At 67.8% G+C, this 25622-nt stretch carries 25 protein-coding genes and 1 tRNA gene; 13 read left to right on the top strand and 13 right to left on the bottom strand.

Annotated features, from left to right (window positions below):
* Positions 1 to 109 precede the first annotated feature (109 nt).
* The 4 genes from ACT6S0_RS01450 to acnB all read left to right on the top strand — a co-directional run bounded on the left by ACT6S0_RS01450 (position 110) and on the right by acnB (position 4089).
* The gene (locus ACT6S0_RS01450; protein ID WP_444762138.1) at positions 110 to 682 is read left to right on the top strand and encodes a hypothetical protein; all 573 of its coding nucleotides are present in this window, start codon (positions 110 to 112) and stop codon (positions 680 to 682) included.
* A 105-nt stretch (positions 683 to 787) separates the two neighbouring features.
* Complete coding sequence (locus tag ACT6S0_RS01445) at positions 788 to 1048, top strand: AbrB/MazE/SpoVT family DNA-binding domain-containing protein (protein ID WP_444762137.1); 261 nt, start codon at positions 788 to 790, stop codon at positions 1046 to 1048.
* On the top strand, positions 1045 to 1464 hold the full coding sequence (locus ACT6S0_RS01440; protein ID WP_444762136.1) for a type II toxin-antitoxin system VapC family toxin: 420 nt from the start codon (positions 1045 to 1047) through the stop codon (positions 1462 to 1464). Before ACT6S0_RS01445 ends, ACT6S0_RS01440 begins: the two co-directional genes overlap by 4 nt.
* Before the next feature lie 33 nt (positions 1465 to 1497).
* The gene (acnB, locus tag ACT6S0_RS01435) at positions 1498 to 4089 is read left to right on the top strand and encodes a bifunctional aconitate hydratase 2/2-methylisocitrate dehydratase (protein ID WP_444762135.1); all 2592 of its coding nucleotides are present in this window, start codon (positions 1498 to 1500) and stop codon (positions 4087 to 4089) included.
* 579 nt (positions 4090 to 4668) lie between these two features.
* Here acnB and ACT6S0_RS01430 read toward each other — a convergent pair.
* The 5 genes from ACT6S0_RS01430 to ACT6S0_RS01410 all read right to left on the bottom strand — a co-directional run bounded on the left by ACT6S0_RS01430 (position 4669) and on the right by ACT6S0_RS01410 (position 9354).
* On the bottom strand, positions 4669 to 4929 hold the full coding sequence (locus ACT6S0_RS01430) for a flagellar basal body rod protein (RefSeq protein WP_444762134.1): 261 nt from the start codon (positions 4927 to 4929) through the stop codon (positions 4669 to 4671).
* Positions 4930 to 5056: 127 nt separating this feature from the next.
* A complete protein-coding gene (locus tag ACT6S0_RS01425; RefSeq protein ID WP_444762133.1) occupies positions 5057 to 5989 on the bottom strand; it encodes a GGDEF domain-containing protein in 933 nt (310 codons plus the stop codon).
* A gap of 106 nt (positions 5990 to 6095) precedes the next feature.
* Positions 6096 to 7529: an exodeoxyribonuclease I gene (gene sbcB / locus ACT6S0_RS01420; protein WP_444762132.1), complete on the bottom strand. Its 1434-nt coding sequence runs from the start codon at positions 7527 to 7529 to the stop codon at positions 6096 to 6098.
* 41 nt (positions 7530 to 7570) lie between these two features.
* Positions 7571 to 8080, bottom strand: a complete 510-nt coding sequence (locus ACT6S0_RS01415) for a hypothetical protein (protein ID WP_444762131.1) — start codon at positions 8078 to 8080, stop codon at positions 7571 to 7573.
* 140 nt (positions 8081 to 8220) lie between these two features.
* On the bottom strand, positions 8221 to 9354 hold the full coding sequence (locus tag ACT6S0_RS01410; protein ID WP_444762130.1) for a beta-ketoacyl-ACP synthase III: 1134 nt from the start codon (positions 9352 to 9354) through the stop codon (positions 8221 to 8223).
* A 91-nt stretch (positions 9355 to 9445) separates the two neighbouring features.
* On the opposite strand from ACT6S0_RS01410, the gene ACT6S0_RS01405 reads away from it, so the two are divergent.
* The gene (locus tag ACT6S0_RS01405) at positions 9446 to 10756 is read left to right on the top strand and encodes a DUF3422 family protein (protein ID WP_444762129.1); all 1311 of its coding nucleotides are present in this window, start codon (positions 9446 to 9448) and stop codon (positions 10754 to 10756) included.
* Between the two features lie 230 nt (positions 10757 to 10986).
* Positions 10987 to 11964 carry a GMP reductase gene (locus tag ACT6S0_RS01400; protein ID WP_444762128.1) on the top strand — a complete coding sequence of 326 codons (978 nt, stop codon included), beginning with the start codon at positions 10987 to 10989 and terminating at the stop codon, positions 11962 to 11964.
* Between the two features lie 75 nt (positions 11965 to 12039).
* Here ACT6S0_RS01400 and ACT6S0_RS01395 read toward each other — a convergent pair whose 3' ends face one another.
* From ACT6S0_RS01395 to ACT6S0_RS01385, 3 genes are read right to left on the bottom strand one after another with little or no spacing between them, the layout of a single operon-like run.
* Positions 12040 to 13116 (bottom strand): ATP-binding protein, encoded by a 1077-nt coding sequence (locus ACT6S0_RS01395; protein WP_444762127.1) that lies wholly within the window; start codon positions 13114 to 13116, stop codon positions 12040 to 12042.
* Positions 13113 to 13814 (bottom strand): response regulator transcription factor, encoded by a 702-nt coding sequence (locus tag ACT6S0_RS01390; RefSeq protein WP_444762126.1) that lies wholly within the window; start codon positions 13812 to 13814, stop codon positions 13113 to 13115. Before ACT6S0_RS01390 ends, ACT6S0_RS01395 begins: the two co-directional genes overlap by 4 nt.
* The gene (locus ACT6S0_RS01385) at positions 13792 to 14259 is read right to left on the bottom strand and encodes a Spy/CpxP family protein refolding chaperone (RefSeq protein ID WP_444762125.1); all 468 of its coding nucleotides are present in this window, start codon (positions 14257 to 14259) and stop codon (positions 13792 to 13794) included. Before ACT6S0_RS01385 ends, ACT6S0_RS01390 begins: the two co-directional genes overlap by 23 nt.
* Before the next feature lie 176 nt (positions 14260 to 14435).
* Here ACT6S0_RS01385 and ACT6S0_RS01380 point away from each other — a divergent pair, with 176 nt between their 5' ends.
* Positions 14436 to 17255 carry a valine--tRNA ligase gene (locus ACT6S0_RS01380; protein ID WP_444762124.1) on the top strand — a complete coding sequence of 940 codons (2820 nt, stop codon included), beginning with the start codon at positions 14436 to 14438 and terminating at the stop codon, positions 17253 to 17255.
* On the opposite strand, the gene ACT6S0_RS01375 is transcribed toward ACT6S0_RS01380, so the two are convergent.
* Complete coding sequence (locus ACT6S0_RS01375) at positions 17249 to 18193, bottom strand: NAD(P)-dependent oxidoreductase (RefSeq protein ID WP_444762123.1); 945 nt, start codon at positions 18191 to 18193, stop codon at positions 17249 to 17251. The two genes, ACT6S0_RS01380 and ACT6S0_RS01375, sit on opposite strands and share 7 nt — an antisense overlap.
* A 131-nt stretch (positions 18194 to 18324) precedes the next feature.
* On the opposite strand from ACT6S0_RS01375, the gene galU reads away from it, so the two are divergent.
* A complete protein-coding gene (gene galU, locus ACT6S0_RS01370; protein WP_444762122.1) occupies positions 18325 to 19209 on the top strand; it encodes a UTP--glucose-1-phosphate uridylyltransferase GalU in 885 nt (294 codons plus the stop codon).
* On the opposite strand, the gene ACT6S0_RS01365 is transcribed toward galU, so the two are convergent.
* From ACT6S0_RS01365 to cysM, 3 genes are all read right to left on the bottom strand, one after another.
* Positions 19210 to 19437 (bottom strand): sulfurtransferase TusA family protein, encoded by a 228-nt coding sequence (locus ACT6S0_RS01365; protein ID WP_444762121.1) that lies wholly within the window; start codon positions 19435 to 19437, stop codon positions 19210 to 19212.
* A 4-nt stretch (positions 19438 to 19441) separates the two neighbouring features.
* Positions 19442 to 19975, bottom strand: coding sequence for an NUDIX domain-containing protein (locus ACT6S0_RS01360; RefSeq protein WP_444762120.1), 534 nt, complete (start codon positions 19973 to 19975; stop codon positions 19442 to 19444).
* Positions 19976 to 20048: 73 nt separating this feature from the next.
* Positions 20049 to 20945 carry a cysteine synthase CysM gene (gene cysM, locus ACT6S0_RS01355; protein ID WP_444762119.1) on the bottom strand — a complete coding sequence of 299 codons (897 nt, stop codon included), beginning with the start codon at positions 20943 to 20945 and terminating at the stop codon, positions 20049 to 20051.
* Positions 20946 to 21038: 93 nt separating this feature from the next.
* Between cysM and ACT6S0_RS01350 the strand changes: the two genes are divergently transcribed.
* Together ACT6S0_RS01350 and ACT6S0_RS01345 are read left to right on the top strand one after the other, a co-directional pair.
* Positions 21039 to 21123: transfer RNA gene (locus ACT6S0_RS01350), tRNA-Leu, on the top strand.
* A 97-nt stretch (positions 21124 to 21220) separates the two neighbouring features.
* Positions 21221 to 21802: a rhomboid family intramembrane serine protease gene (locus ACT6S0_RS01345; RefSeq protein ID WP_444762118.1), complete on the top strand. Its 582-nt coding sequence runs from the start codon at positions 21221 to 21223 to the stop codon at positions 21800 to 21802.
* Here the strand turns inward: ACT6S0_RS01345 and ACT6S0_RS01340 are convergent.
* On the bottom strand, positions 21799 to 22707 hold the full coding sequence (locus ACT6S0_RS01340; protein WP_444762117.1) for an SDR family oxidoreductase: 909 nt from the start codon (positions 22705 to 22707) through the stop codon (positions 21799 to 21801). The two genes, ACT6S0_RS01345 and ACT6S0_RS01340, sit on opposite strands and share 4 nt — an antisense overlap.
* Before the next feature lie 26 nt (positions 22708 to 22733).
* Here ACT6S0_RS01340 and ACT6S0_RS01335 point away from each other — a divergent pair, with 26 nt between their 5' ends.
* From ACT6S0_RS01335 to ACT6S0_RS01325, 3 genes are all read left to right on the top strand, one after another.
* Positions 22734 to 23753, top strand: coding sequence for a CDP-6-deoxy-delta-3,4-glucoseen reductase (locus ACT6S0_RS01335; RefSeq protein WP_444762116.1), 1020 nt, complete (start codon positions 22734 to 22736; stop codon positions 23751 to 23753).
* Positions 23753 to 24481 carry a 2OG-Fe dioxygenase family protein gene (locus tag ACT6S0_RS01330; protein ID WP_444762115.1) on the top strand — a complete coding sequence of 243 codons (729 nt, stop codon included), beginning with the start codon at positions 23753 to 23755 and terminating at the stop codon, positions 24479 to 24481. Before ACT6S0_RS01335 ends, ACT6S0_RS01330 begins: the two co-directional genes overlap by 1 nt.
* A gap of 84 nt (positions 24482 to 24565) precedes the next feature.
* Positions 24566 to 25621 carry a Leu/Phe/Val dehydrogenase gene (locus ACT6S0_RS01325; RefSeq protein ID WP_444762114.1) on the top strand — a complete coding sequence of 352 codons (1056 nt, stop codon included), beginning with the start codon at positions 24566 to 24568 and terminating at the stop codon, positions 25619 to 25621.
* The last annotated feature ends 1 nt before the right edge of the window (position 25622 follow it).

The raw sequence follows: 25622 nt of genomic DNA, 5'->3' as shown, positions 1-25622 counted from the left end.
GAGCGTGCGGCACGCCGGACAATGCCAACAACTGTTCACCGCTGCGTGGCCGGATTGCGGCCACCATGCGCCGCCCCCGCCAACTTCACCTCCCCACCCGACATACCCGATGCTGTTCTCCTCGCTTCGCGGCTGCGCCGCTGCCCTGATCCTTTGCGCCGCCCTGCCCGCCCTGGCGCAGACCGCCCCTGCCAAGCCCGTCAAGCCTGCGGTCAAGGCCAAGGCGGTTGCGGCCAAGCCGCTCGCCAAAAAGGCCGCCGAAGTCTTGCCGGAGCCGGTGCTCGTCGACGCCGACGAAGCGCAACTGGCCGCGTCCGAGCGCGCACACCTGGGCGACTACGCCTGCGAGTTCAAACAGAGCATCCACATCGACAAGCACCCCAAAGTTGCCGGCTACGTCAATGTGGCCTGGCAAAAACAGCTTTTCACGATGAAGCCGGTGCTGTCATCCACCGGCGCATTGCGCCTCGAAGACGTGACCGGCCGCACGCTGATGATCCAGATTGCCAACAAGTCCATGTTGCTGGATACCAAGATCGGCCAGCGCCTGGTGGACGAGTGCATTCACCCCGAGCAAGCGAAGTTGATGGCCGCGGCCAAGGCCGCGCTGATCAACGATCCCGAGGCCCAGGCGGCCGCTGCCGCCCGCAGCAGCCTTGGCATCGCACCAGCGGCCAACTGAGGCATCCGGGTTGAAGCGACCCCCTTCGGTATGTAGAATGAATGCATACTTTCTGATGCATACCTGAGCCGGCGCCTTCGCGGCGACTCAGCCGCTGGAGGCGCCATGGAAGCCACTGTTGCCGAACGTGGGCAGATCACCCTGCCCAAGGCCGTCCGGGATGCCCTCGGGCTGACCAAGGGCACGACGCTCAAGGTCGAGCTGGACGGCGGCCGGATCATCCTGCGCAAGGACGTCGGTGATGCGCTGTCCAAGATGCGCGGCCGCATCAAGCTGCCGGCCGGCACGACGACCGACGACGTCATGCGCGAACTGCGCGGTCGCGCCCCGGGCGATCCCTACCCCCCACCGGACGAGACTGCGTGATTGCAGTCGACACCTCCATCCTCGTCGACTACATCGGCGACGGGCCCTCCGCGGATGAGGCCGAGCGGCTGCTGCGCAGCGCGCTGTCGACCGGCCCGGTCGTGGCCTGCGAGGTCGTCGTCAGCGAGGTGGTGGCCGGCCTGGGGCACAGCGACATCGTCCTGGAGACGCTGGAAGCCATCGGGATCGGCTTCTCGCCGCTGGAATTGCGCGCCGCGCTGCGCGCCGGCGAGATGCAGCGGCGCTACCGCCAGCGGCTGCCGGCCAGCGCCACCTCACACGACGTCAAGCGCACCGTCCCCGACTTCCTCATCGGCGCCCATGCCCTGCTGCAATGCCAGGGTCTGATCACCCACGACGCCGCTTTCTTTCGTGATTATTTCAAGGGCCTGCGCCTCATCGCGCCCAAGGCCTGAATCCTTTCGTTCCCCCGTTTCAGGAGTTCTCCCATGCTCACCGCCTACCGCCAACACGTTGCCGAACGCGCCGCCCTCGGCATTCCGCCCCTGCCCCTGGAAGCCAGGCAGGTGGCCGAGCTGATCGAGCTGATCAAGGCGCCGCCGGCCGGCGAAGGCGAATTTCTGCTGGACCTGCTGACCCACCGCGTGCCCCCGGGCGTTGACGATGCTGCCAAGGTCAAGGCTTCGTTCCTGGCGGCGGTCGCCCACGGCGACCTCAGCGTGGGCCTCATCTCCAAGGCCAAGGCGACCGAGCTGCTGGGCACCATGGTCGGCGGCTACAACGTGCATCCGCTGATTGAACTGCTGGACGACGCCGAAGTCGCCGGCGTCGCGGCCGAAGGCCTGAAGAAGACGCTGCTGATGTTCGACTTCTTCAACGACGTCGCCACCAAGGCCAAGGCGGGCAACGCCAAGGCTCAGGAAGTGATGCAGTCCTGGGCCAACGCCGAGTGGTTCACCTCGCGTCCGGAAGTCGACAGGAAGATCACCGTCACCGTCTTCAAGGTGCCCGGCGAGACCAACACCGACGACCTGTCGCCCGCGCCCGACGCCTGGAGCCGCCCGGACATCCCGCTGCACTACCTGGCGATGCTGAAGAACACGCGCGCCGACGCGGCTTTCAAGCCGGAGGAAGACGGCAAGCGCGGCCCGATGCAGTTCATCGAGGACCTCAAGGCCAAGGGCCATCTGGTGGCCTACGTCGGCGACGTCGTCGGCACCGGCTCCTCGCGCAAGTCGGCCACCAACTCGGTGGTCTGGGCCACGGGCCAGGACATCCCCTTCGTGCCGAACAAGCGCTTCGGCGGCGTCACGTTGGGCGGCAAGATCGCGCCGATCTTCTTCAACACGCAGGAAGACTCGGGCTCGCTGCCCATCGAAGTCGACGTCAGCAAGCTGGAGATGGGCGACGTCATCGACGTGCTGCCCTACGACGGCAAGCTGGTCAAGAACGGCGAGACCGTTGCCGAGTTCAAGCTGCGCAGCGATGTGCTGTTCGACGAAGTGCGTGCAGGCGGTCGTATCAACCTCATCATCGGCCGCTCGCTGACCGCCAAGGCACGCGAGTTCCTCGGTCTGCCCGCGTCCACGCTGTTCCGCCTGCCGTCGCTGCCGGCTGAAACCAAGGCCGGCTTCACGCTGGCGCAGAAGATGGTCGGCCGCGCCGTCGGCCTGCCGGAAGGCCAGGGCGTTCGGCCCGGCACCTATTGCGAGCCCAAGATGACGACCGTCGGCTCGCAGGACACTACCGGCCCAATGACCCGCGACGAGCTCAAGGACCTGGCCTGCCTGGGCTTCTCGGCCGACCTGGTCATGCAGTCCTTCTGCCACACCGCCGCCTATCCCAAGCCGGTGGACGTCAAGACCCACCGCGAGCTGCCCGCCTTCATCAGCAACCGCGGCGGCGTCTCGCTGCGCCCGGGTGACGGAGTCATCCACAGCTGGCTGAACCGCCTGCTGCTGCCCGACACGGTCGGCACCGGTGGCGACTCGCACACGCGCTTTCCCATCGGCATCAGCTTCCCCGCTGGCTCGGGCCTGGTGGCCTTCGGTGCTGCCACCGGCGTGATGCCGCTGGACATGCCTGAGTCCGTGCTCGTTCGCTTCAAGGGCCAGATGCAGCCGGGCGTGACGCTGCGCGACCTCGTGCATGCCATTCCGCTCTACGCCATCAAGGCCGGCCTGCTGACCGTGGCCAAGGCCGGCAAGAAGAACGTGTTCTCGGGCCGCATCCTCGAGATCGAAGGCCTGCCGGACCTGAAGGTCGAACAGGCCTTCGAGCTGTCCGACGCCTCCGCCGAGCGCTCGGCGGCCGGCTGCACGATCAAGCTCAACCCCGAGCCGATCAAGGAATACATCACCAGCAACGGCGTGCTGGTGAAGAACATGATCGCCGACGGCTATGCCGACGCGAAGACCCTGCAGCGCCGCATCGAGAAGGTCGAGGCCTGGCTCGCCAAGCCCGAGTTGCTGGAAGCCGACAAGGACGCCGAGTACGCCGCCGTCATCGAGATCGACCTGGCCGACATCCACGAACCCATCCTCTGCTGTCCCAACGATCCGGACGACGCCAAGACCCTGTCCGAAGTCGCCGGCACCAAGATCGACGAGGCCTTCATCGGTTCGTGCATGACCAACATCGGCCACTTCCGCGCCGCCGCCAAGCTGCTGGGTGGCCAGCGCGACATCCCGGTCAAGCTGTGGGTGGCACCGCCCACCAAGATGGACCAAAGCGAGCTGATCAAGGAAGGCCACTACGCTGCCTTCGGCACGGCAGGCGCACGCACCGAAATGCCGGGCTGCAGCCTGTGTATGGGCAACCAGGCCCAGGTGCGCGAGGGCGCGACGGTCGTGTCCACATCGACCCGCAACTTTCCCAACCGCCTGGGCAAGAACACCAACGTGTTCCTCGCCTCGGCCGAGCTGGCGGCCATTGCCTCGAAGCTGGGCCACATCCCGACGGTGCAGGAGTACCACGAGGCCATGGGCGTCGTGAACAAGGACGGCGCGGCCATCTACAAGTACCTGAACTTCGACCAGATCGAGGAATACGCAGACGCCGCCAAGGCCGTGGCAGCCTGAGCCTGAGGCTTGCAGAGCCAGCCCGCCGCGCGCAGCCCGGCGGGCTTTTTTGTGTGCGCCGCGGTTGGCGCAACGCGTCGATCAGGTCGCCGTGCCCTAGCGCCAGCGCGGCCTGCATCAGCACCGTTTGGCCCTGCGCACCGCGCAGATGGACCGAGGCGCCCGCCTAAAGGGTGGCGGGTCGGTCGCGGGCCGGTCTGGTCGGTCACAGCGGCGGCGCTCGCTTCAGCCTCTCTTTGCGCCCGCGGCAAGGCCGCACCGGCAACGATCACGGGCGGGGTTTGCAAGGCGCGCGCCATTGCGCCGCGGCGCGGCGCGGATGCTACGCCCGCGGCGATCAGGCTGGCCTGGCTGTCATCGCGGATGTCCAGCAGTTGCTCGGGGCGGTGGGGTGCGTCGCTTGAAAGCGGTATGCCGAATGGGCGACCACTCCGACGCGCCATGCCCCATGCCCAGCTTGCCGCTCGCCGCGCGCCCGGCCTCGCCATGCGCCGCGCCTTCACGCGCGGGGTGAAAAAAGTTGGCAGATAAAGAAAAAGCGGCCCGAGGCCGCTTGTATCGCTGGTGACGCCGCGCCGCTCAGGCCTTGATGTCCAGCAGCGCGCCGGTGGTGTTGATCTGCGTCTGCAGCACCCTCAGGTTGGCGACAAAGGCATAGGCTGCAGACTGCTGCTCCACCACCTCATTGGCCGGGTTGACCTCGCGCTGGGGGATCTTGTCGACGTTCGTCGGCTCGACACTGGGGCGGGACTGATTGCCGGCCGCCAAGTTGGCGATGTTGGACGCCGAGGCACGCAGGCGCTCGTTCGCGGCAGAGATGCCGGACAGGGCGGTGGACATGGCGACGTTCATCAGGACTCAGCTTTCAAACGCTCTAGCCGCTACATCGGCCGGGGTGAAGCGAACTTTAGAACATTCGGCGAAAACCCCCGCATTTCCGGGGAGCGCCGCCCGCCCGAACGTGAAATCAGCCCGCCAGTTCCTCGAAACCGCCGGCCGAGACGAACACCCGCACGCTGTCACCGCCCGCCGCCTTGGCCTCGGTGCAGGCCAGCGCGCCAGCGCCCAGCACGGCATCCAGCGTCGTCAGCGTTGCGTCGATCTGCACGACGCCCAGCGACGCCTTCACCCGCGTGCGGTGCAGGCCCCAGCGCAGTCGGTAGCCGGCCACGGCAGAGCGAACCTTCTCGGCAATGATCTGGGCGTAGTGCTGGTCGCAATCGGGCAGCAGGATGGCGAAATGGTCATCCTCCAGCCGCGCGACCAGGTCCGACGCCCTCACCTTGCTGCTCAGCATCTGCCCAAGGCCGTACAGGAAATGGTCGCCGACCTCGCTGCCCATGTCTTTGATGACGTCGCCGAACCTGTCCACGTCCAGCCACAGCACCGACACCGGCTCGTTACGGCGGCTGCCGACATGCTCGCCCAGGCGGCGCTCGAACTCGCGCCGGTTGGCCAACTCGGTGACGGCGTCGTGCTTGGCCGTCCAGGTGGGCTGCAGACGCTGGGAGCGCGCGGCCGTCACATCTTCGACGATCCACAGGGCCTCGCCGGCCGGCGCCTCCCAGTGCACTGGCGTGGCCTGCAGCCGGCCCCAGAAGCGGTGGCCGTCGCGCTTGACGTACTCGATCTCTTCGTCCAGCGGCCGGCCGGCCGCAAAGGCTGCGGCGGCACGCTCGCTGAACGCCGTGTGCGCCATGTCGGTCGTGTGGACCACGCGCGTGCCCTGGCCGCACAGGTCGCAGTCGTCGCCAAAGCCGAAAAGATGATTGAACTCCTCGCTGACAACCTCGAAACGCTGGCCGGCGATGAAGGCGACGGCGGTGGGCGCGCGTACCAGCAAGGCACGCAGGCGGGCGGCGGTGGGGTCCTCGTTACGTTCGGGGGCGGCGCTGCTCATGAGGGTCTCCGAGTCGATCTTCTAGGCCCGACTATCGCAGGACTGCCGGCTTTCGGCCATGACGCTGATCACGCTGGTTAAGCCCGCACCGCACTGCGATCCGGGGTCAGGGTGCGATCTGCTCGGCATAGTCATACAGCGCCGACAGGATGCCCTCGCCGCGCTCATCGGCCGCCTCGCCCAATTGGTCGATGCGCTCCATGAAGTCTGCCAGCGTCTGGGCGCCGCCCTCCCCTTGGTGCAGACGCGCGGTCAGGTGGGCCTGCCAGCGCGCCGCCTCTTCGGTGGAAAGCGTGGTCGGGAAATTGCGCGCGCGCCAGCGGAACACCAGCTCGTCCAGCCGGCCGTCCTGGAAGGCCAGCTTGCCCTGGGCGGCGCGCTCGGCCAGCTGCTCCGGCGGCGTGGCGCGCACGCGGTTGAGCGCGCGACGGTCATCGTTGCCGATGAAGCCGCCGTAAAGGTCCTCGTCCACATCGGCCGCCTCGAACGGCTCGCGCTGGAACACATCGGCCCAGAGGCCGTCCAACAGCCGGCCCTTCGCCGCCAGCAGCCGCGCGTGGACGAGCTGGGCCTCGATGTCATGGCCCCAGCGCTCGGCCATCGCAGGCTGCAGCGTCTTCAGATTGCCGATGACGATGGGGCTCTTGTTGACATGGATGGTCTTGATCGGCAGCCGAGTGACGCCCTCCGGCAGCGCCTCCTGCTTGCTGAACATGCGCTCGCGGATGGCGGTGGCGTTGAGCGACAGCAGCTCTTCCGGCGAGGTCGCGCAGTCCCAGACGATCAGCTCGTTCTTGTTGGTCGGATGGGGTGCCAAAGGCCAGACCACGGCGATGCAGCCGCGCTCGGGCGCATACATGCCCGAGATATGCAGGAAAGGTTTGCCGACGCCGATTTCGTCCCACACCGCCTGCTTGCCACGCAGCCTGACGCAGAAGTCCCACAACTTGGGCTGGGCCTGGCGCAGCTTGCGCGCCAAAGCCACGGTGGCCCGAACGTCGGACAGCGCATCGTGAGCCGCCTCGTGGGCCACGCCGTTGGCAACAGTCAGGTGTTCGAGCTTGAAGCTGGGGCGGCCGTCCTCGTGCTTGGGCCACTCGATGCCCTCGGGCCGCAGTGCATAGGCGCAGCGCACGACGTCGAGCAGGTCCCAGCGGCCGCAGCCGTTCTGCCATTCACGGCCGTAGGGGTCGATGAGGTTGCGCCAGAACAGGTGGCGCGTGACCTCGTCGTCGAAACGGATGCTGTTGTAGCCCACGCCGATGGTGCCAGGCGTGGCCAGCACCGTCTCGATGGCGGAGGCGAACTCGTGCTCCGGCACGCCGCGCTGCAGGCAGTGCTGCGGCAGGATGCCGGTCAGCAGGCAGGCCTCGGGGTCGGGCAGGTAGTCGGGCGCGGGCTGGCAATACAGCATCAGCGGCTCGCCGATCTCGTTGAGCTCTGCATCGGTGCGCAGGCCGGCGAACTGGGCCGGGCGATCACGCCGCGGGACGCGGCCGAAGGTCTCGTAGTCGTGCCAGAAGAAGCTGATATCGCTCATGGCGGCACGATAGCCGATGCCCCGGTCCGGCTCGGCCTCGGTCAGATCCTGGAGAACGCCATCCTCAGCACATACTGCATGTTGCAGGGCTTGCTGGCGCAGACGCCCGGCTTGAACGGCGTGGCCGTCAGCACTCGCGACGCGAAGCGGGCGAAGTCCGGGTTGATCGAGCCGAAGGCGTCCACATGCCGCACCTTGCCTTCGGTGTCCACATCGGCGACGAGGGTTATCTCGCCAACGGCGCCAAGCTTGTCCATACCCTCATGGAGCGCGTTGAAGATCGGCAACAGGCCCTGAGCGGGAAACGGCGGCTCGTCGGCGGCGGGCATGCCTTCGTAGTTGGCCCTCAGCTGCGCCTTCTCAGCGTCGTCCAGCTCGGCATAGCGCCGGTTCAACGGCAAACTCGAGCGCATCGCGGTGCGGCCCAGGCGGGTGCCGGTCTCCTCAACGCGGACCTCGAACTGCTTGCGCGGCAACTCCTGGGCCAACACCGCCGGCGTGAAGGCGGCCAGCAGGCAGCAAAGCACAATTCGGCCGGGACGCAACATCATGAAACGCTCCTGTGGTGACGGCGGCGAGGGTCGCCGCGGGGCCGCACGATAGCGGATGCCCTGCGGAACGCGGTGTCATGGAGTGGCGAAGATTCACCTCCCGCTCACTTTCCTTGGACGCTGGGGCTTTCGTTGCGCCGTCAACGCTTCTTGACGACGACGCTGCCGATGGAATAGCCGGCGCCAAAGGAGCAGATGACGCCGGTGTCTCCGGCACTCAGGTCGCCGCGGTGATGGTGGAAGGCAATGATGGAGCCGGCCGAGGCGGTGTTGGCATATTCGTCGAGGATCAGCGGCGCAACATTGCTGCCCGCGTCGGCGCCGACGAGCTTCTTGATGACGAGCTGGTTCATACCCTGGTTGGCCTGATGCAGCCAGTAGCGGGCCATCTGCGCCGGCTCCAGACCGAGCTTGCCGAGGTGGGCCTCGATGTGAGCGGCGGCCATGGGCACGACTTCCTTGAAGACCTTGCGGCCCTCCTGATAGAAGGTCAGGTCACGGTCGTCCGGGTCGCGGTCCTCGGCGCGGTTCATGAAGCCGAAGTTGTTGCGGATGTTGCTGCTGAACTGCGTCGCGAGCTGGGTGCCGAGGATCTCCCACTGGTCGGCACCGGTGGCGGTCTCGGCACGCTCGACGATGACGGCCGTGCAGACGTCGCCGAAAATGAAGTGGCAGTCGCGGTCGCGCCATTCCAGGTGGGCCGAGGTGATCTCGGGATTGACGACCAGCACGCACTTGCTCGCACCTGAACGCACCGCGTTGAAGGCCTGTTCCAGCGCGAAGGTGGCCGACGAGCAGGCCACGTTCATGTCGAAGCCGTAGCCGCCGGCCCCCAGCGCCTGCTGGATCTCGACGGCCATCGCCGGGTAGGCGCGCTGCATGTTGGCGCTGGAGCAGAGCACGGCATCGATGTCGGCGCCGGTCTTGCCGGCCTGCTCGAGCGCCTTGCGCGCGGCGTCGGCGGCAATCTCGGCCATCAATGAGATCTCGTCGTCCCCGCGCGGCGTGAAGCGCGGGTACATGCGCGTCGGGTCCAGCACGCCGGCCTTGTCGATGACATAGCGCTGCTTGATACCCGACGCCTTCTCGATGAATTCGACGCTGGAATGCGTCAGCGCAGCTCGCTCGCCGGCGGCTATCGCCGAGGCGTGCTCCGCGTTCTGCAGGTCGGCATAGGCATTGAACGCCTCGACCAGTTCGGCATTGGTGATGACATGGGGCGGGCGGTACAGGCCGGTGCCGCTGATGACCACAGCCGGGAATGAAGCTTGCATATTGAAGACGGAAGCCGCCGCCTGTTGAAGTACGAAGCCTGAAAGTTTATCGAGACGGCCTGCCGCCATCTCTACGCACTAGCCTGGGACCATGAACGAAGACAGCCTGCTACCTCCCGACGACAGCCTTCGCCTGGCCTTGCACAACGAAGTGCATGCCCGGCCGCCGGCGCGCATCCGGCTGCCGGCAGTCATCGTCCACGTCGCCGTGTTGAATGACGGCGTCAGCCGGGCCGACGAGCATGCCCATCTGCAGCGCCTGCCCGGCCAGCACGCCCTGGCCGCCGACGCACTGAACGCCAACTTCCTGCGCCTGCGCTGCGGCGAGTTCTCGTTGAAGTGGGAGCGGCATGCGGAGTTCACCCGCTATGCGGTGGTGCAGCCACTGCCCGCCGACGCCGAGCCGAGCGCGCAGACCCTGGACGCACTGGCGCTGCGGGTGGCCAGCGAATGGCTGGGCCGCATCCCGGGGCGCACCTTTGCGGCCATCAAGCTCGTCATGATCGAGCGGCCGCTGACCTTTGCGCCGAGCGCCCTGGCTGAAGCGCGGGCCTGGTTCGGCGCGCATGCCGTGGTCGCGTCGACCATGGGCGGACATTCATTGGTGGTGACGGACTTCTGTCTGCGCGCCACCGGCTTCGAGCACATCGTCGTGCTGGCCGAGCCGGGGACGCCCGAGACGCGCGCAGGCCGCATCTGCCAGCGCCTGCTGGAGCTGGAAACCTATCGGCTGATGGCGCTGCGCGGCCTGCCGGCGGCCAAGTCGCTGGGCGCGACGCTCGCCGAGGTGGAGGCCACGCTGGCCAACATCACCGCGCGGCTGGAGCAGCGCGGTGCGTCGGAAGCGGAACTGCTGGACGACCTGATCTCGACGGCCGCGCGCATCGAACATGCGACCGCATCGCACCAATACCGCTTTGCCGCGACGCAGGCCTACCAGGCCATCGTCGAGCAGCGCATCGCCGAGCTGCACGAGGGCAAGGTGGCGGGCACGCAGACGCTGGGCGAGTTCATGCAGCGCCGGCTCTGGCCGGCCATCGCCACCGTCAATGCGACCGCGCAGCGCCTGGCAGGCCTGTCGCAGCGCATCTCACGCGCCAGCGCGCTGCTGCGCACGCGGGTGGATATCGCCACCGAGGCGCAGAACCAGCAGCTGTTGACGCAGCTCGGCGAAGGCCAGCGCACCCAGTTGCGCATGCAGGCGACCGTCGAGGGCCTGTCGCTGGCGGCCATCACCTACTACGTCGTCAGCCTGCTGCTCTACTTCTTCAAGGCGCTGAAGACCGAGGGCTGGCTGCCGGTGCAGCCGGAGCTGGCGGCCGGCGTGGCCATTCCCATCGTGCTGCTGGCCGTCTGGCAGACAACGCGGCGCATCCATCGCAAGATCTTCAACCACTCCTAGCGACAAGGCCTCGCGTCCAGGTCACGGGGCCTGCGTAGAATCAATCACCGGGCCCAAATTTTGTCTTCGGCCCGGCGCGTCCGCGCCTTGACTTCGCAAGCGAAGTTGGCCTGCGACGCGACGGCCTCCCTGGCCGTCGAGGGCGCCAGCCCTCGTGCCGAAGCAAGTCAAGCGCTCGCAGCCCAGGCGCGCACTGCATGAACGCGCACCGCAACTTGCGAACTTGAACCATGGAAATCTTCGACTACGACAACATCCTGCTGCTGCCGCGCCGTTGCCGCGTGGAAAGCCGCTCCGACTGCGACACCTCGGTCCAGTTCGGCCCGCACCGCTTCAAGCTGCCAGTCGTGCCGGCCAACATGAAGACCGTGGTGGACGAGCCGATCACCGAGCTGCTGGCCCGCGAGGGCTACTTCTACGTGATGCACCGCTTCGACCTCGACAGCCTGGCCTATGCCAAGGACATGCGTGACAAGGGCCTGCTCGTCTCCTTGAGCGTGGGCGTGAAGCCGGCGGACTTCGAGCTGGTCGACCGCCTCGCGGCCGAGGGTGTGGGCGCGGACTACCTGACCATCGACATCGCCCACGGCCATGCCGAGAGCGTGCAGCGCATGATCGCCCACATCAAGCAGAAACTGCCAGAGACCTTCGTCATCGCCGGCAATGTCGGCACGCCCGAGGGCGTCATCGACCTGGAGAACTGGGGCGCCGACGCCACCAAGGTCGGCGTCGGCCCGGGCAAGGTCTGCATCACGCGGCTCAAGACCGGCTTCGGCACCGGCGGTTGGCAGTTGTCGGCGCTGAAATGGTGCTCGCGCGTGGCCACCAAGCCCATCGTGGCCGACGGCGGCATCCGCCACCACGGCGACATCGCCAAGAGCGTGCGCTTCGGCGCCTCGATGGTGATGATCGGCTCGCTGTTCGCAGGGCATGAGGAGTCGCCCGGCCAGACGGTCGAGGTCGACGGCAAGCTCTACAAGGAGTACTACGGCTCGGCCTCGGACTTCAACAAGGGCGAGTACCGGCATGTCGAAGGCAAGCGCATCCTGGAGCCGGTCAAGGGTAGGTTCGGCGACACGCTGCGCGAGATGCAGGAGGACTTGCAGAGCTCGATCTCCTATGCGGGCGGCACGCAGCTGGCGGACCTGCGCAAGGTGAACTATGTGGTGCTGGGTGGCGAGAACGCGGGTGAACATTTGTTCATGTGACCCGCATGTGACCCGCTTTCGGCGCCGCGAAACGCCGGCGAGCACCTGCTCATCCCCGCCCGCGCCAGGCCTCGCTCAACGCAGGCTCAGCGAGGCCTCGAAGCCCGGCCCGGCATTGCGCAATGCCAGCCGGCTGCCGTGGGCCTCGGCCACCAGGCGGCACAGGCAAAGGCCCAGGCCGACACCGCCCTCGTGCCGGGACCGGGCCGCGTCCGGCCGGTAGAAGGGCTGGCCCAGTTGCGCCAGCGCTTCGGACGGCACGCCGGCGCCAAAGTCGCGCACGCTCAGGCGGATGCCGCTGCCGTCGCGGCAGAGCCTGAGCTGCACCGCACCCAGCGCCGCGTCGTTGTGGCGCAGCGCGTTGTGCACGAGGTTGCGCAGCAGCAGCTGCAGGCGCAGCCGGTCCAGCTTGAGCGTCGGCAGGTCGGGGTCGATGAGCAGTTCGACGCCCGACTGCGCCTGCTCGCGCACCAGCGCCACCAGATCGCAGTCGACCACTTGCAAGGCGCTATGCCCGCTCCCCAGGCGCTCGCTCTCCAGCAGCGCCGTGATGAGGTCACGCATCTGGGCCAGCTCGTCCAGCAGCGCATCGCGCGATTCGCCCTCGCCGACCAGCTCGGCATGCAGGCGCGCCCGTGTCAGCGGGCTGCGCAGCTCGTGGCTGATGGCCAGCAGCAGCGCGCGCTTGCCGTCCAGCATGGCCTGGATGTCGGCGGCCATCTGGTTGAAGCGCAGCGCCAGGTCGCCGATCTCGTCGTTGTGGATGACCGGCACGCGGTGCGAGAACTGGCCGCGGCCAAAGGCCTCGGCGCCGAGGGCCAGCGCATGCAGGGGCCCCACCATGTGGCGGATCATGCCGAAGGCCAGCCCCGTGACGGCCAGCAGCGCCGGCACGGCCCACAGCAGCCCGTAGGCGCTGCCCTCCGAACCCCACAGGATGGCGCTGCTGGTCAGGGCCAGCAGCAAGAAGACAGCGATCAGCCGCGCGCCCAGTGAGTGCTTGAACTGCGCGTGGTGGCGGTGCCAGCGCTGATGCCAGCGGTGGCGGGCGCGCCAGCGCCACTCCACGTCGCGCCGCAACCGGTGGGCACGCTTTCTCTGCTGGCGCTCGCAGCGCTCGCGCCAGCGGTGCTCGTTGGGGTGCGGCTTCACGCCCGCAGCTCCGGTAGCGCAAAGCAGTAGCCGGCGTTGCGCAGGGTCTTCAACGCCGCCAGCGGCTCCAGCTTGCGGCGCAGGCGGCTGACCAGGATGTCGACCGCACGCGTGAACAGCTCGGCCTCCTGACCGCGCAACCGGTTCAGGATGTCGTCGCGCGAGAAAACGCGGCCCGGCTCGCGGGCCAGCATCAGCAGCAGCTCGTACTCGGTGCCCGTCAGCTCGACGGCCCCGTTTGCGCCCAGCACCTGGCGGCGGGCTGTATCGATCTCGAGGCCCTCAAAGCGCAGCTTGCAGGCAGCCTGGGGCGAGGCAGCGGCCAGCCGCGTACGGCGCAGGATGGTCTGCAGCCGGGCAGCCAGCTCGCGCGGCTCGAAGGGCTTGGCGAGGTAGTCGTCGGCGCCCAGCTCCAGGCCGACGACGCGGTCAGTCAGGTCGCCGCGCGCCGTCAGCATCAACACCGGAATCTCGCGCCAGGCCTCGGCGCCACCGCGCAGCCGCTTGCAGAACTCGAAGCCGTCCATCTCGGGCAGCATGCCGTCGAGGATGAGGGCGTCAAAACGCTCGGCAGCCAGGCGCGCCAGCGCAGCACTGGGCCGTGTGACGGCTTCGAGCCGAAAGTCAAAGCGCGCCAGGTACTGCGTCAGCGGCCCCGCCAGCGCCTCGTCATCGTCAATCAGCAGCAGTTGGTGCATGTCGCGGTCCATTCTGCCCGGCGCATGACGAGGTGCGACCGGACGCACCGCGCTGCGTCATGAAGCGCATCGCCTGGCGCTGCTCGTCGTCCAGCGAGTCGAAGAACTCGGCGAAGGCCGCGATCACCTCGGACCCGGCGGCGCGCATCGCATCCAGCTTGGCGGTCAACAGCTGCTGGGCCTGTTCGCGCGCGAAACGCTCGTCGGCAACGAGGGCTGCCAACTGGGATCCGCGAGCCAGCGTCGTCAACGCGTCGCGCTGACGCTGGACCAGCTCGACCCAGGCGGCAAAGCGGCGGCGCTGCTCGTCGGCGAGATCCAGCCTGGCGCCGACTCGGGACAGGAGGAGGTGGGCAAAGCCGTCGGCATGGCGGCTGAAATGTTGGCCGTGCTCGAAGTGATGGCGAAACTCATGGTGGGCGTGCCAGCGGCGAAAGAAGTTCATGGGGCGGCTCCGTGGGCTTGTCCAGCCCGCTATTTGAGGTCGCAGTCATCATTCCCGGCGCCTGCGTGGAGAGCATCTCGACGCCGTATCGCCGGGTTTCGTTTTGTATCGACCACGAGGGCCCGCCCGTAAAATCGCCGGCCCAGACCACCGCCCGCCCAGCCGAGACACGCCCCGTGACCGAACTTGCCAAGTCCTTCGAACCCGCCGCCCTGGAAGCCCACTGGGGCCCGAAGTGGGAAGCCGCCGGCTTGTACGAGCCGACGCTGGACCCGGCCAAGCCGTCCTTCAGCATCCAGCTGCCGCCGCCCAATGTGACGGGCACGCTGCACATGGGCCATGCCTTCAACCAGACGGTGATGGATTCGCTGACGCGCTACCACCGCATGCTGGGCCACAACACCCTGTGGGTGCCGGGCACCGACCACGCGGGCATTGCCACGCAGATCGTCGTGGAGCGGCAATTGCAGGCCGCAGGCACAAGCCGCCACGACCTGGGTCGCAAGAACTTCGTCGCGCGCGTCTGGGACTGGAAGCAGGAGTCGGGCAACACCATCACCGGCCAGATGCGCCGCCTGGGCGACTCGGTGAGCTGGGGCCATGAGTACTTCACGATGGACGAGAAGCTCTCGAAGGTCGTTGTCGAGACCTTTGTGCGGCTGTACGAGGAAGGCCTGATCTACCGCGGCAAGCGCCTGGTGAGCTGGGACCCGGTGCTGCAGTCGGCGGTGTCGGACCTGGAGGTGACGAGCGAGGAGGAAGACGGCTCGCTCTGGCATATCCGCTACCCGCTTGCGGACGGCAGCGGCTCGGTGGTGGTGGCTACCACGCGGCCCGAGACCATGCTGGGCGACGTGGCCGTCATGGTCCACCCCGAGGACGAGCGCTATGCCGCGCTGATCGGCAAGCTGGTCAAGCTGCCGCTGACGGACCGCGAGATTCCCGTCATTGCCGACGACTATGTGGATCGTGAGTTCGGCACCGGCGTCGTCAAGGTCACACCCGCGCATGACACCAACGACTACGCGGTGGGCCAGCGCCACAAGCTGCCGATGATCGCGGTGCTGGACCTGCAGGCCCGCATCAACGACAACGCGCCCGAAACCTACCGCGGCCTGGACCGCTTCGTCGCCCGCAAACGCATCGTCTCGGACCTGGAGGCGCAAGGCCTACTGGTCGAGGTCAAGAAACACAAGCTGCAGGTGCCGCGCTGCGAGCGCACCGGCCAGGTCATCGAGCCGATGCTGACCGACCAGTGGTTCGTCGCCGTCACCAAGCCCAGCGCCGATGGCAAGAGCATTGCCGACAAGGCGATTGCCGCCGTCGAGACCGGCGCGGTCAAGTTCCACCCCGAGCAGTGGGTCAACACCTACAACCACTGGATGGGCAATCTGCAGGACTGGTGCATCTCGCGCCAGCTGTGGTGGGGCCACCAGATCCCGGCCTGGTATGGCACGGGCGGCGAGTTGTTCGTCGCGCGCAGCGAGGAGGAGGCCCAGGCCCGCGCCAAGGCCGCCGGCTATCTCGGCGAGCTGACCCGCGACCCCGATGTGCTGGACACCTGGTATTCATCGGCCCTGGTGCCCTTCTCTACGCTGGGCTGGCCCGAGCAGACTCTGGAGCAGGAACTCTTCCTGCCTTCGTCGGTGCTGGTGACCGGCTACGACATCATCTTCTTCTGGGTCGCCCGGATGATCATGATGACGACCCACTTCACCGGCCAGGTGCCGTTCAAGGACGTCTACATCCACGGCCTGGTGCGCGACTCTTCAGGCCAGAAGATGAGCAAGAGCGAGGGCAATGTGCTGGACCCGGTGGACCTGATCCAGGGTGTGGACCTCGACACGCTGATCCAGAAATCCACGCAGGGCCTGCGCAAGCCCGAGACAGCGCCCAAGGTGGCAGCCCGCGTGAAGAAGGAGTTCCCCGAAGGCATGCCGGCCTACGGTGCCGACGCACTGCGCTTCACGATGGCCAGCTACGCGTCCTTGGGCCGCAACATCAATTTCGACACCAAGCGCTGCGAGGGCTATCGCAACTTCTGCAACAAGCTCTGGAACGCCACGCGCTTCGTGCTGATGAACACCGAAGGCCAGGACTGCGGCCTCGCGCACGACCAGGGCGCCTGCCCGCCGGGCTACAACCAGTTCAGCCAGGCCGATCGCTGGATCACGAGCGAGCTGCAACGCGTGGAAGCCGCCGCAGCCCAGGGCTTTGCCGAGTACCGCCTCGACAACGTCGCCAACGCCGTCTACAGCTTTGTCTGGGATGAGTACTGCGACTGGTATCTGGAGATCGCCAAGGTGCAGATCCAGACCGGCGACGAGGGCCAGCAGCGCGCCACCCGCCGCACGCTGATCCGGGTGCTGGAAACGACGCTGCGCCTGCTGCACCCCATCGCGCCCTTCATCACCGAGGAGCTGTGGCAGACCGTCGCCCCGGTGGCTGGCCGCAAGGCGACCGACTACATCGGTCAGGCGCCCTACCCGGTCGCCCAGCCCGAGCGCATCGACCCGAAGGCCGACGCCTGGATGGCCCAGCTCAAGGAGGTGGTCGGCGTCACGCGCAGCCTGCGCGGCGAGATGGCCCTGAGCCCGAGCGACCGCGTGCCGCTGCTGGTCGGCGGTGACCTCTCCTTCCTGAGCGAAGCCGCGGCCGTGCTGAAGGTGCTGGCCAAGCTGAGCGCGGTCGAGCTGATTGCCGACGATGCCGAGTTCGCCAAGCAGAGCGCCACGTCACCCGTGCTGGTGCATGGCGCGGCCAAGCTGGCGCTGAAGGTCGAGATCGATGTCGAGGCCGAGCGCGCACGCCTGACCAAGGAGGCCACGCGCCTGGAAGGCGAGATCGTCAAGGCCGAAGCCAAGCTCGGCAACGAGAGCTTCGTCGCCCGCGCCCCAGCCGCCGTGGTCGAGCAGGAGCGCGCCCGCGTGGCGGGCTTCAAGGAAACGGTGGCGCGGCTGCGCGAGCAACTCGCCCGCCTGCCCGCCGCTCAGTAGACGTCGGCGGCCTTGGCAGGCGCCTTGTTGCCGGGTGGCGGCGGTGCCAACAGTTCATCCAGGCAGCGCGCCACGGCCCAGGCCGCCCGCACGCGGGACTCGCGTGTCGTACCCGCCAGGCGTGGCGTGACCTGCAGGGTTGCGATGCCGTGCAGCGCCCGGCCGGACTCCAGCCATCCGGGCTCCAGGCTGTCGAACCAGGCCGCGCGCAGCTTGCCACTGCGCAGCGCCCGTGCCAGCGCCGCCTCGTCCATCAGGGCGGAATGGCTCAAGCCCACGACGACCTGGCCCGCACGGACGCTTTCCAGCTGCCGCTCGCCGATCAGGCCGCGAAAGCGCTCGAAATAGGGCAGCAGCAGCACCAGGCCGTCGCTCTGCGCCACCAACTCGCTCAGGGAGACCGCCTCGATACCCCAGCGCGCCCAGGTCGCGTCGCTGGGATGCAGGGCGGGGTCATAGCCGATGACGCGTGAGCCGAAGGCATGCAGCAACTGCGTCATGACCTGGGCCGCCGGCGTCAGGCCCAGCAGGCCGACGGTCGAACAACCGAGTTCGCGGCCGACCTTGAGACCGTCGCTGCCCTCGATGGGCACGCGGCGCAGCAGGCTCAGCAACGCACCGATGCCGAACTCCGCCTCGGCGCTGGCCGTGGAGGCCTGCGACCGCACGACCTCCACGCGGGCCTTGCGGCAGGCGTCGAGGTCGATGTTCTCGGCGCCACCGCTCGCCCGGCCGATGGCCAGCAGGGTCGGCGCGCTGCGCAACAGCTTGACGTCGATGCGGACCTCGGGCGGCGCAATCAGCGCACGCGAGTCGCGCAGCGCATCCAGCAGGCCATCCATGTCGCCGATGAGTTCGGGCGCAAAACGGGCGTCGTGGCGCTCGGCAAGCCACTGCACCACATCGGCTTCCAGCGGTTCGAGGATCAGGACAGTCATGAGTGTGGCGTCGAGCCGACTGACGGGTGGGCGCCGGGTGTTCGTTTCAGGGATAGGGCCGGCGTCCTACGAAGACCGTCACACCCTGCGTGACAGAATTCGCGCGCCTCCCGTCAAACGAGTTTACGTTCATGGCCTCTTCGCTCAAATCGCCGATCACCAAAGCCATTTTCCCCGTCGCCGGCCTCGGCACCCGCTTCCTGCCGGCCACCAAGGCCCAGCCGAAGGAAATGCTGCCGGTCGTCGACAAGCCGCTGATCCAGTACGCGGTGGAGGAGGCCTATGCCGCCGGCGTGCGCGAGATGATTTTCGTCACCGGCCGACACAAGCGCCCCATCGAAGACCACTTCGACATGACCTTCGAACTCGAAGTGGCCCTGGAGAAATCCGGCAAGCAGGACTTGCTGGACGTCGTCCGCAGCGTCAAGCCCGACGACATGGAATGCATCTATGTGCGCCAGGCCCAGGCCCTCGGCCTCGGCCATGCGGTGCTTTGCGGCCAGCGCCTGGTCGGCAACGAACCCTTTGCCGTACTGCTGGCCGATGACCTGATGGTGGGTGAGACGCCGATCCTCAAGCAGATGGTCGACCAGTTCGCCGACTGGCGTGCCTCCATCCTCGCCGTGCAGGAAGTGCCGGCCGAGCACACGCGCCGTTACGGCATCGTCGCCGGCACCCAGGTCAACGACCAGCTGATGGACGTCAACCGCATCGTCGAAAAGCCCGCGCCCGAGGACGCTCCGTCGCGCCTGGGCGTGGCCGGCCGCTACATCCTGACGCCGGGTGTCTTTCACGAGATCGCCAACCAGCCGCGCGGCGTGGGCGGCGAGATCCAGCTGACCGACGGCATCGCCGGCCTGCTGCGCCGCGAGAAGGTGTTTGCCTATCGCTACGAAGGCAAGCGCTACGACTGCGGCAGCAAGGAGGGCTTCCTGCAGGCCAACGTCGAGCTGGCGCTGGCCCATCCGCAGCTCGGCCCCGGCTTCAAGGAGTTCCTGCAGGGCCTGGGCTTGTGATCAGCGCCGCCTGAGCACGTGGACGAATTCGTCGGCCGACGAGTTCTGTTCTACGAGTTCATTGCCCGTCTGGCGCGCAAAGGCCTGGAAGTCGCGCATCGAGCCCGGGTCTGTCGACACGACCCGCAGCAGCTCGCCGCTGAGCATCTCGGCGAGGGCCTTCTTGGCCTTGAGGATGGGCAAGGGGCAGTTCAAGCCCCGGGTGTCGATCTCGCGTTGGACGTCCATAGGTTCATTCTTTCTTGAGGTCCAGCCACTGCGGCTGGATGCCTTTTGAGCGCAGCCAAGTCGCGAGCGCCTGACCCGTGCCCTGCGGCCAGCAGCGCACGGCCTCGGGCGCGATCAGCTTGTATTCGGCCAGTTCGGGCGACAGCCGGATCTCGCCGCGCGCGGCTGCGTGATAGGCAATGATGATCTGGTTCATGCGCTGGAAGTCCCAGACGCCGAGCAGGTTCAAGGCATCGACCTCCAGCGAAGTCTCCTCGGCGATCTCGCGCCGTATGCCTTCCTCGGGCGTCTCGCCGGCCTCCATGAACCCCGTGACCAGACCGAAGAACCTGCCGGGCCACGCCGCATTGCGCGCCAGCAAGACCTGGCCCCCGCGGTCGGTGCATTCGATGACGGCGGCCAGCACCGGCGTCGGGTTGTTCCAGTGCGTGAAGCCGCAGGCGGGGCAGCGCAGGCGAGCCTTGTCGCCGCCGTCTTCGGCCAGCGTGATCAGCGCCAGCTCGCCGGCACACGCAGGGCAGAACTTGAACACTGTCATTGGTGCCCCCTGAGGCCTGCGGCCTTTCCCGCCGAGAGAGAGCGAGCTAGCTTGAGGCGGCCCGGCGCTGCGCTCATGCCGGGAAGACGCCCGTCGACAGATAGCGGTCACCGCGGTCGCAGACGATGAAGGCAATGGTCGCGTTCTCGACGCGGCGTGCGATCTGCAGCGCCACCCAGCACGCGCCCGCGGCCGAAATACCGGCAAACAGGCCCTCCTCACGTGCCAGGCGGCGCGCCATGTCCTCGGCATCACTCTGGCTCACCGGCACCAATTCGTCCACGCCGCTGGGGTCGTAGATCCTGGGCAGGTAGGCCTCGGGCCACTTGCGGATGCCCGGGATGCGCGAGCCCTCGGCGGGCTGTGCGCCGACGATGCGCACAGCCGAGTTCTTTTCCTTCAGATAGCGCGACACGCCGGTAATGGTGCCGGTCGTACCCATAGCGCTGACGAAATGGGTGATGCGCCCGCCGGTGTCCGTCCACAGCTCGGGGCCGGTGGTCTCGTAATGCACGCGCGGGTTGTCGGCATTGGCGAACTGGTCCAGCACGCGTCCCTTGCCCTCGCCGGCCATCTGCTCCGCCAGGTCCCGGGCGTATTCCATGCCGCCGGTCTTGGGCGTCAGGATGAGCTCGGCACCGAAGGCCTTCATCGTCTGCGCACGCTCGATGGACAGGTCCTCCGGCATGATCAGCACCATGCGATAGCCGCGGATCGCGGCGGCCATCGCCAGCGCGATGCCGGTGTTGCCCGAAGTCGCCTCGATCAACGTGTCGCCCGGTTTGATTTCGCCGCGCTCCTCGGCGCGCTTGATCATGCTGATGGCGGGGCGGTCCTTGACCGAGCCGGCGGGGTTGTTGCCTTCGAGCTTGGCCAGGATCACATTGCCGCGCGCATCGTCACCGGGCAGCCGCTGCAAGCGCACGAGCGGCGTCGCGCCGATGACGTCTTCGAGGGTCGGATAGTTCATGGCGCTGATTGTGGCAGCGCAAGCGAAACCCGAGCCTTGGCGAGTGCATAATCCACCCCCTCGCTGCCTCAAGCGAGAAGCTGTTTCCGACGGGCCCGGGTGGCGAAATCGGTAGACGCAGGGGACTCAAAATCCCCCGCCGCAAGGTGTGCCGGTTCGAGTCCGGCCCCGGGCACCAGGCGAGACAGCAGGCCGGCATGTGCTGGCATACTCAAAACGGTAAGCACCGGCTCCTCCGGTGCATGCGCCCCCTGCGGGCGCGCCGTCCCACCCTCATGCCTCCGCTGCCCACGGTCACCAAAGCCTTCCTGCTGGCTTGCGTCGGTGTCTTCTGCTTCTTCGTACTCTTTCCCAGCCTCGCTTTCTGGTTCGAGTTGTGGCCGCTGGCTTCGGGCGCCTTCATGCCCTGGCAGCTGCTGAGCTACGCCTTCCTGCATGGCGACTTCACGCACCTGCTGTTCAACATGCTGGGCCTGTGGATGTTCGGTGGCGAGCTGGAGCGGGTCTGGGGACCCAAGCGCTACACGCAGATCCTGGTGGCCAGCACGCTGACTGCCGCCCTCGTGCAGTTGCTTTTCACCTGGTTCATCGGCTCGCGTTCGCCGACGGTGGGCGCGTCGGGCGCCATCTTCGGCCTGTTGCTGTCCTTCGGCATGCTGTTCCCCAACCGCATCATCGTGCCGCTGATCCCGCCCATCCCGATGAAGGCCAAGTACTTCGTCGCGATCTTCGGCGGGCTGGAACTCATCCTCGGCTTCAATCGCAGCAGCGGCGTGGCCCACTTCGCCCACCTCGGCGGCATGCTGGGCGCCTGGCTGCTGATCCGCCACTGGCGCTCGCCGCGCCGCCGCGGCTAGAGGCCCTCGCGCGGTGTCGGGTAGCGCAGCTGCAGGCGCAGTTCGCGCTTGAGACGCGCGTTGCGCAGCCGGCGTGATTCGCCCCAGAAGCTCAGCTGTATCGCGCCCATGCGCTCAGCGGCTTGCGCGCGTGAAATGCGCTCGGGCCGTGGCAGCCCGGCGAGGTCGGCGGCGAGGTCGAAGTAGTCGCCCATCAGCAGCTCGCTGTCGTCGCAGACATTGATCGTTCGCTGCGGCAGGCCGCGCAGCAGTGCGAGCACGCAGGCCCGCGCCAGGTCGTCGGCGTGGATGTGATTGGTGAATACATCGTCCTCGCGCCTGAGCACCGGGGTGCCGCGGGCCAGACGCTCGCGGGGATGGCCGCCTTCGCGGTCGCGCGCATAGATGCCGGGGACGCGCAGCAGGCAGACGCGCGTGCCATGGCGGCGGCCGAAGGCGCGCAGCTGGGCCTCGGCGTCGACGCGGCGTTGCGCGCGGTCGGTACCCGGGTCGAGCGCGCGGGTCTCGTCGATCAGCGCACCGCCGCAATCGCCATAGACGCCGGTGGTGCTCGCATAAACCAGTGTCGCCGGGGGCTTGCGGCCGAGCGCCTGCAGCAGGTGGCGGGTGCGCTGATCAGCGGCACCCCCACGCGCGGGCGGCGCGAGATGCAGCACCAGATCAGCCAGGCCGCCCAATCGCGCCAGGGTTGCCGGCTCGTCCAGGTTGCCGACCAGGGGTGTGGCGCCCGCCGCACGCAGCTCGGCCGCGCGGGCGGGGCTGGACGTCAGCGCCACGACGCGCCAGCGACCGGCCAGCATCCGCAGCACGCGCAGGCCGACGTCGCCGCAGCCGATGATCAGGAGTCGTGGGGTCAAGCGGGCCTCGGGCAAAATGCGGCGCAGTCTACGGCCCCGGGCATTCATGCGGGGCCGCTGCTTTTCAGGAAGCCATGTCCCACCAGATCACGATCCAGCCCGCCGGCCGCGTCTACCAGACCGAGGGCGACGACACCCTGCTTGCCGCGGCCATCCGCAATGGCGTCGGCCTGCCCTATGGCTGCAAAGACGGCGCCTGCGGCTCCTGCAAGAGCAGGCTGCTCGAAGGCGCCGTCATCCACGGCAACCACCAGCCCAAGGCGCTCTCAAGCGAGGAGGAGGCAGCAGGCTTCGTCCTGACCTGCTGCGCCCGGCCGCAAACCGATTGCACCATCGAGGCCCGCACGGTGCCCGGCGCTGGCGAGTTCCCGGTGCTCAAGCTGCCCACGCGCGTCGTCGCGATGATGAAGCCCGCGGCGGATGTGGCCGTACTCACCATGCAGCTCGCGGCCAACCAGAACTTCCAGTTCCGCGCCGGTCAGTACGTCGAGTTCATCCTGCGCGACGGCGCGCGCCGCAGCTATTCGATGGCCAATGCGCCGCACACGCTGCCGGGTCAGATTGAACTGCACGTCCGCCACATGCCCGGCGGCAAGTTCACCGACCATGTCTTCGGCGCGCTCAAAGAGAAGGACATCCTGCGCATGGAAGGCCCCTTCGGCAGCTTCTTCCTGCGCGAGAACAGCGACAAGCCCATCGTGCTGCTGGCCAGCGGTACCGGCTTTGCGCCCATCAAGGCCATCATCGAGCGCGCCCGCCACATCGAGTCCAAGCGCCCCATGATGCTGTACTGGGGCGCGCGCAGGCAGGCCGACCTCTACCTGAACGACTGGGTGGCGCAGATAGCCGCCGAGTGGCCACAGCTGCGCTACGTGCCGGTACTGTCCGAGCCCGACGAGGGCTGGGCTGGCCGCACAGGCTTCGTCCACCGCGCCGTCATGGAAGACCTGCCGGATCTGTCGGGCCACCAGGTCTATGCCTGCGGCGCGCCCATCATGGTCGACTCCGCGCACAAGGATTTCGTTGCGCAATGCCAGTTGCCTGACGCCGAGTTCTACGCGGACGCCTTCACGTCCGAAGCGGACAAGCACTGATGTTCGAGCCGCCATGGACGCCACCCGCTGAACTGGTTGAGGCGCTCAGGCGCGATGGCGAGGCCGTCCTCGCGCCGCCTTCGCTGCATGTGCTGGGCGCCTGCGCTGCCGACCTCGACGCGCTCAAGCCCTGCTGGGACGACCTGCCGCCCGACGGCTATTTGCGCGACGGCGGCCGCTACCGCTTCCGCCGCCATGGCTGCTTCATCGCAGACGGCGGCACGCTGACGCCGGCACCCCACCGCGCGCATTGGCAACCGCTGGACTACAACGCGCTGCACGGCGGCATTCAGCGCTGGTTCGTGCCGCTGGCACAGGAGATGGTCAATTCACCTGCCTGGACCGCCCTGCTGCTAGGCCTGGCCAGGACGGCCTCCGCGCTCAAGGGCGAGCAGCCCTGGTTCATTGAGGCCCACCCTTTTCGCATCGACACCAGTGACGGCATCGGCCGGCCCACGCCTGAGGGCGCCCATCGAGATGGCGTCGACCTGGTGGCCGTGCTCTTCGTCGGCCGCCAGGGCGTCAAGGGCGGCGAGTCGCGCGTCTTTGATGCCCACGGCCCGGCCGGCCAGCGCTTCACGATGACCCAACCCTGGACCACGCTGCTGCTGGACGACGCCCGCGTCATCCACGAAACCACGCCCATCCAGCCCGTCAACATCGGCGAACGGGGCTGGCGCGACACGCTGGTCATCACGCTCAGAAGCGGCGGTTTCCAAGGCCCCTGACCCCGCTGCGCCGATAAACTGTCGACGGCCGCGCCAAAAGCGTGGCCGTTCTTCTTTCACTGCCGCGCCAAAAGCGCCGACGTCATGAACCCCACCTCCCTCTTCGGCCTGCCCGAGCAAGCCGCCCACGAGCGCGTGCTGCTCGCCACCGACCCTGCCACCGGCCTCAAGGCCATACTCGCCGTGCACAGCACGGCCCGCGGTCCCGCCTTCGGTGGCTGCCGCCTGTGGCATTACGAATCCGAAGCCGCCGCGCTCAACGACGCGCTGCGCCTTTCCCAAGGCATGAGCCTGAAGAACGCGCTGGCCGACCTGCCCTTCGGCGGCGGCAAGGCCGTCATCCTCAAGCCAGAAGGCGGCTTCGACCACCCTGCCCTGTTCGCCGCCTTCGGCCGCGCCGTGCAGTCGCTGAACGGCGCCTACATCACCGCCGAGGACGTCGGCACGACCACCGCCGACATGCGCGGCATGCAGGCCGTAACGCCCTATGTCAGCGGCATCCCGCGCGAAGGCGCCTTCGGCGGCGACCCCAGCCCCAAGACGGCCTGGGGCGTGTTCGTGTCCATCCAGGCCGGTGCCCGCCTGGTGCTGGGCCGGGCCTCGCTGGACGGCGTGCGCGTCGCGCTGCAAGGCCTGGGCGCCGTCGGCTGGCATCTGGCGGAGTTCCTGCACCAGGCTGGCGCCAGGCTGGTCGTCGCTGACGTCGATGCCGCCAAGGTGGAACGCGCGGTGGCGCAGTTCGGCGCAACGGCCGCAAGCGTGGCCGACATCCTCGCCGCCGATGTGGACGTGCTGGCGCCTTGCGCCCTGGGCGCTTCCCTCAACGAGCAGACCGTGCCGACGTTGCGCGCCAGGCTCATTGCCGGCGCGGCCAACAACCAGCTCGCCACGGCCACCGATGGCGACGCGCTGCAACGCCGCGGCATCTGCTACCTGCCCGACTATCTGGTGAATGCCGGCGGCATCATCAGCGTGGCCCGCGAGTACCGCAACGAGGGCGAGGAGGCGGCCGTGATGGCCGAGGTCAGCAAGATCGCCGAGCGTGTCGAAGAGCTGCTGCAACGCGTGCAGAAAGCCGACTCGACGCCGGCGCGCGTGGCCGACGACTGGGCGCGCTCCAAGCTCGTGCCGGTGGTCTGAG

Source organism: Roseateles sp. (assembly GCF_052436255.1).
GTDB lineage: Bacteria > Pseudomonadota > Gammaproteobacteria > Burkholderiales > Burkholderiaceae_C > Pelomonas.
Note: the sequence above shows the minus strand (reverse complement) of the source record. Positions and strands in the feature narration are given on the sequence as shown.

Excerpts from the sequence above, each read along its gene's own strand:
- sbcB (WP_444762132.1), bottom strand. The coding sequence starts at position 7,529 with ATGAGCGATATCAGCTTCTTCTGGCACGACTACGAGACCTTCGGCCGC.
- ACT6S0_RS01410 (WP_444762130.1), bottom strand. The coding sequence starts at position 9,354 with ATGCAAGCTTCATTCCCGGCTGTGGTCATCAGCGGCACCGGCCTGTAC.
- galU (WP_444762122.1), top strand. The coding sequence starts at position 18,325 with ATGGCCTCTTCGCTCAAATCGCCGATCACCAAAGCCATTTTCCCCGTC.
- ACT6S0_RS01340 (WP_444762117.1), bottom strand. The coding sequence starts at position 22,707 with ATGAATGCCCGGGGCCGTAGACTGCGCCGCATTTTGCCCGAGGCCCGC.
- ACT6S0_RS01415 (WP_444762131.1), bottom strand. The coding sequence starts at position 8,080 with ATGATGTTGCGTCCCGGCCGAATTGTGCTTTGCTGCCTGCTGGCCGCC.
- ACT6S0_RS01345 (WP_444762118.1), top strand. The coding sequence starts at position 21,221 with ATGCCTCCGCTGCCCACGGTCACCAAAGCCTTCCTGCTGGCTTGCGTC.
- cysM (WP_444762119.1), bottom strand. The coding sequence starts at position 20,945 with ATGAACTATCCGACCCTCGAAGACGTCATCGGCGCGACGCCGCTCGTG.
- ACT6S0_RS01330 (WP_444762115.1), top strand. The coding sequence starts at position 23,753 with ATGTTCGAGCCGCCATGGACGCCACCCGCTGAACTGGTTGAGGCGCTC.
- ACT6S0_RS01405 (WP_444762129.1), top strand. The coding sequence starts at position 9,446 with ATGAACGAAGACAGCCTGCTACCTCCCGACGACAGCCTTCGCCTGGCC.
- ACT6S0_RS01385 (WP_444762125.1), bottom strand. The coding sequence starts at position 14,259 with ATGAACTTCTTTCGCCGCTGGCACGCCCACCATGAGTTTCGCCATCAC.
- ACT6S0_RS01430 (WP_444762134.1), bottom strand. The coding sequence starts at position 4,929 with ATGTCCACCGCCCTGTCCGGCATCTCTGCCGCGAACGAGCGCCTGCGT.
- ACT6S0_RS01365 (WP_444762121.1), bottom strand. The coding sequence starts at position 19,437 with ATGGACGTCCAACGCGAGATCGACACCCGGGGCTTGAACTGCCCCTTG.
- ACT6S0_RS01400 (WP_444762128.1), top strand. The coding sequence starts at position 10,987 with ATGGAAATCTTCGACTACGACAACATCCTGCTGCTGCCGCGCCGTTGC.
- ACT6S0_RS01425 (WP_444762133.1), bottom strand. The coding sequence starts at position 5,989 with ATGAGCAGCGCCGCCCCCGAACGTAACGAGGACCCCACCGCCGCCCGC.
- ACT6S0_RS01325 (WP_444762114.1), top strand. The coding sequence starts at position 24,566 with ATGAACCCCACCTCCCTCTTCGGCCTGCCCGAGCAAGCCGCCCACGAG.
- ACT6S0_RS01390 (WP_444762126.1), bottom strand. The coding sequence starts at position 13,814 with ATGCACCAACTGCTGCTGATTGACGATGACGAGGCGCTGGCGGGGCCG.
- acnB (WP_444762135.1), top strand. The coding sequence starts at position 1,498 with ATGCTCACCGCCTACCGCCAACACGTTGCCGAACGCGCCGCCCTCGGC.
- ACT6S0_RS01445 (WP_444762137.1), top strand. The coding sequence starts at position 788 with ATGGAAGCCACTGTTGCCGAACGTGGGCAGATCACCCTGCCCAAGGCC.
- ACT6S0_RS01335 (WP_444762116.1), top strand. The coding sequence starts at position 22,734 with ATGTCCCACCAGATCACGATCCAGCCCGCCGGCCGCGTCTACCAGACC.
- ACT6S0_RS01450 (WP_444762138.1), top strand. The coding sequence starts at position 110 with ATGCTGTTCTCCTCGCTTCGCGGCTGCGCCGCTGCCCTGATCCTTTGC.
- ACT6S0_RS01360 (WP_444762120.1), bottom strand. The coding sequence starts at position 19,975 with ATGACAGTGTTCAAGTTCTGCCCTGCGTGTGCCGGCGAGCTGGCGCTG.
- ACT6S0_RS01375 (WP_444762123.1), bottom strand. The coding sequence starts at position 18,193 with ATGACTGTCCTGATCCTCGAACCGCTGGAAGCCGATGTGGTGCAGTGG.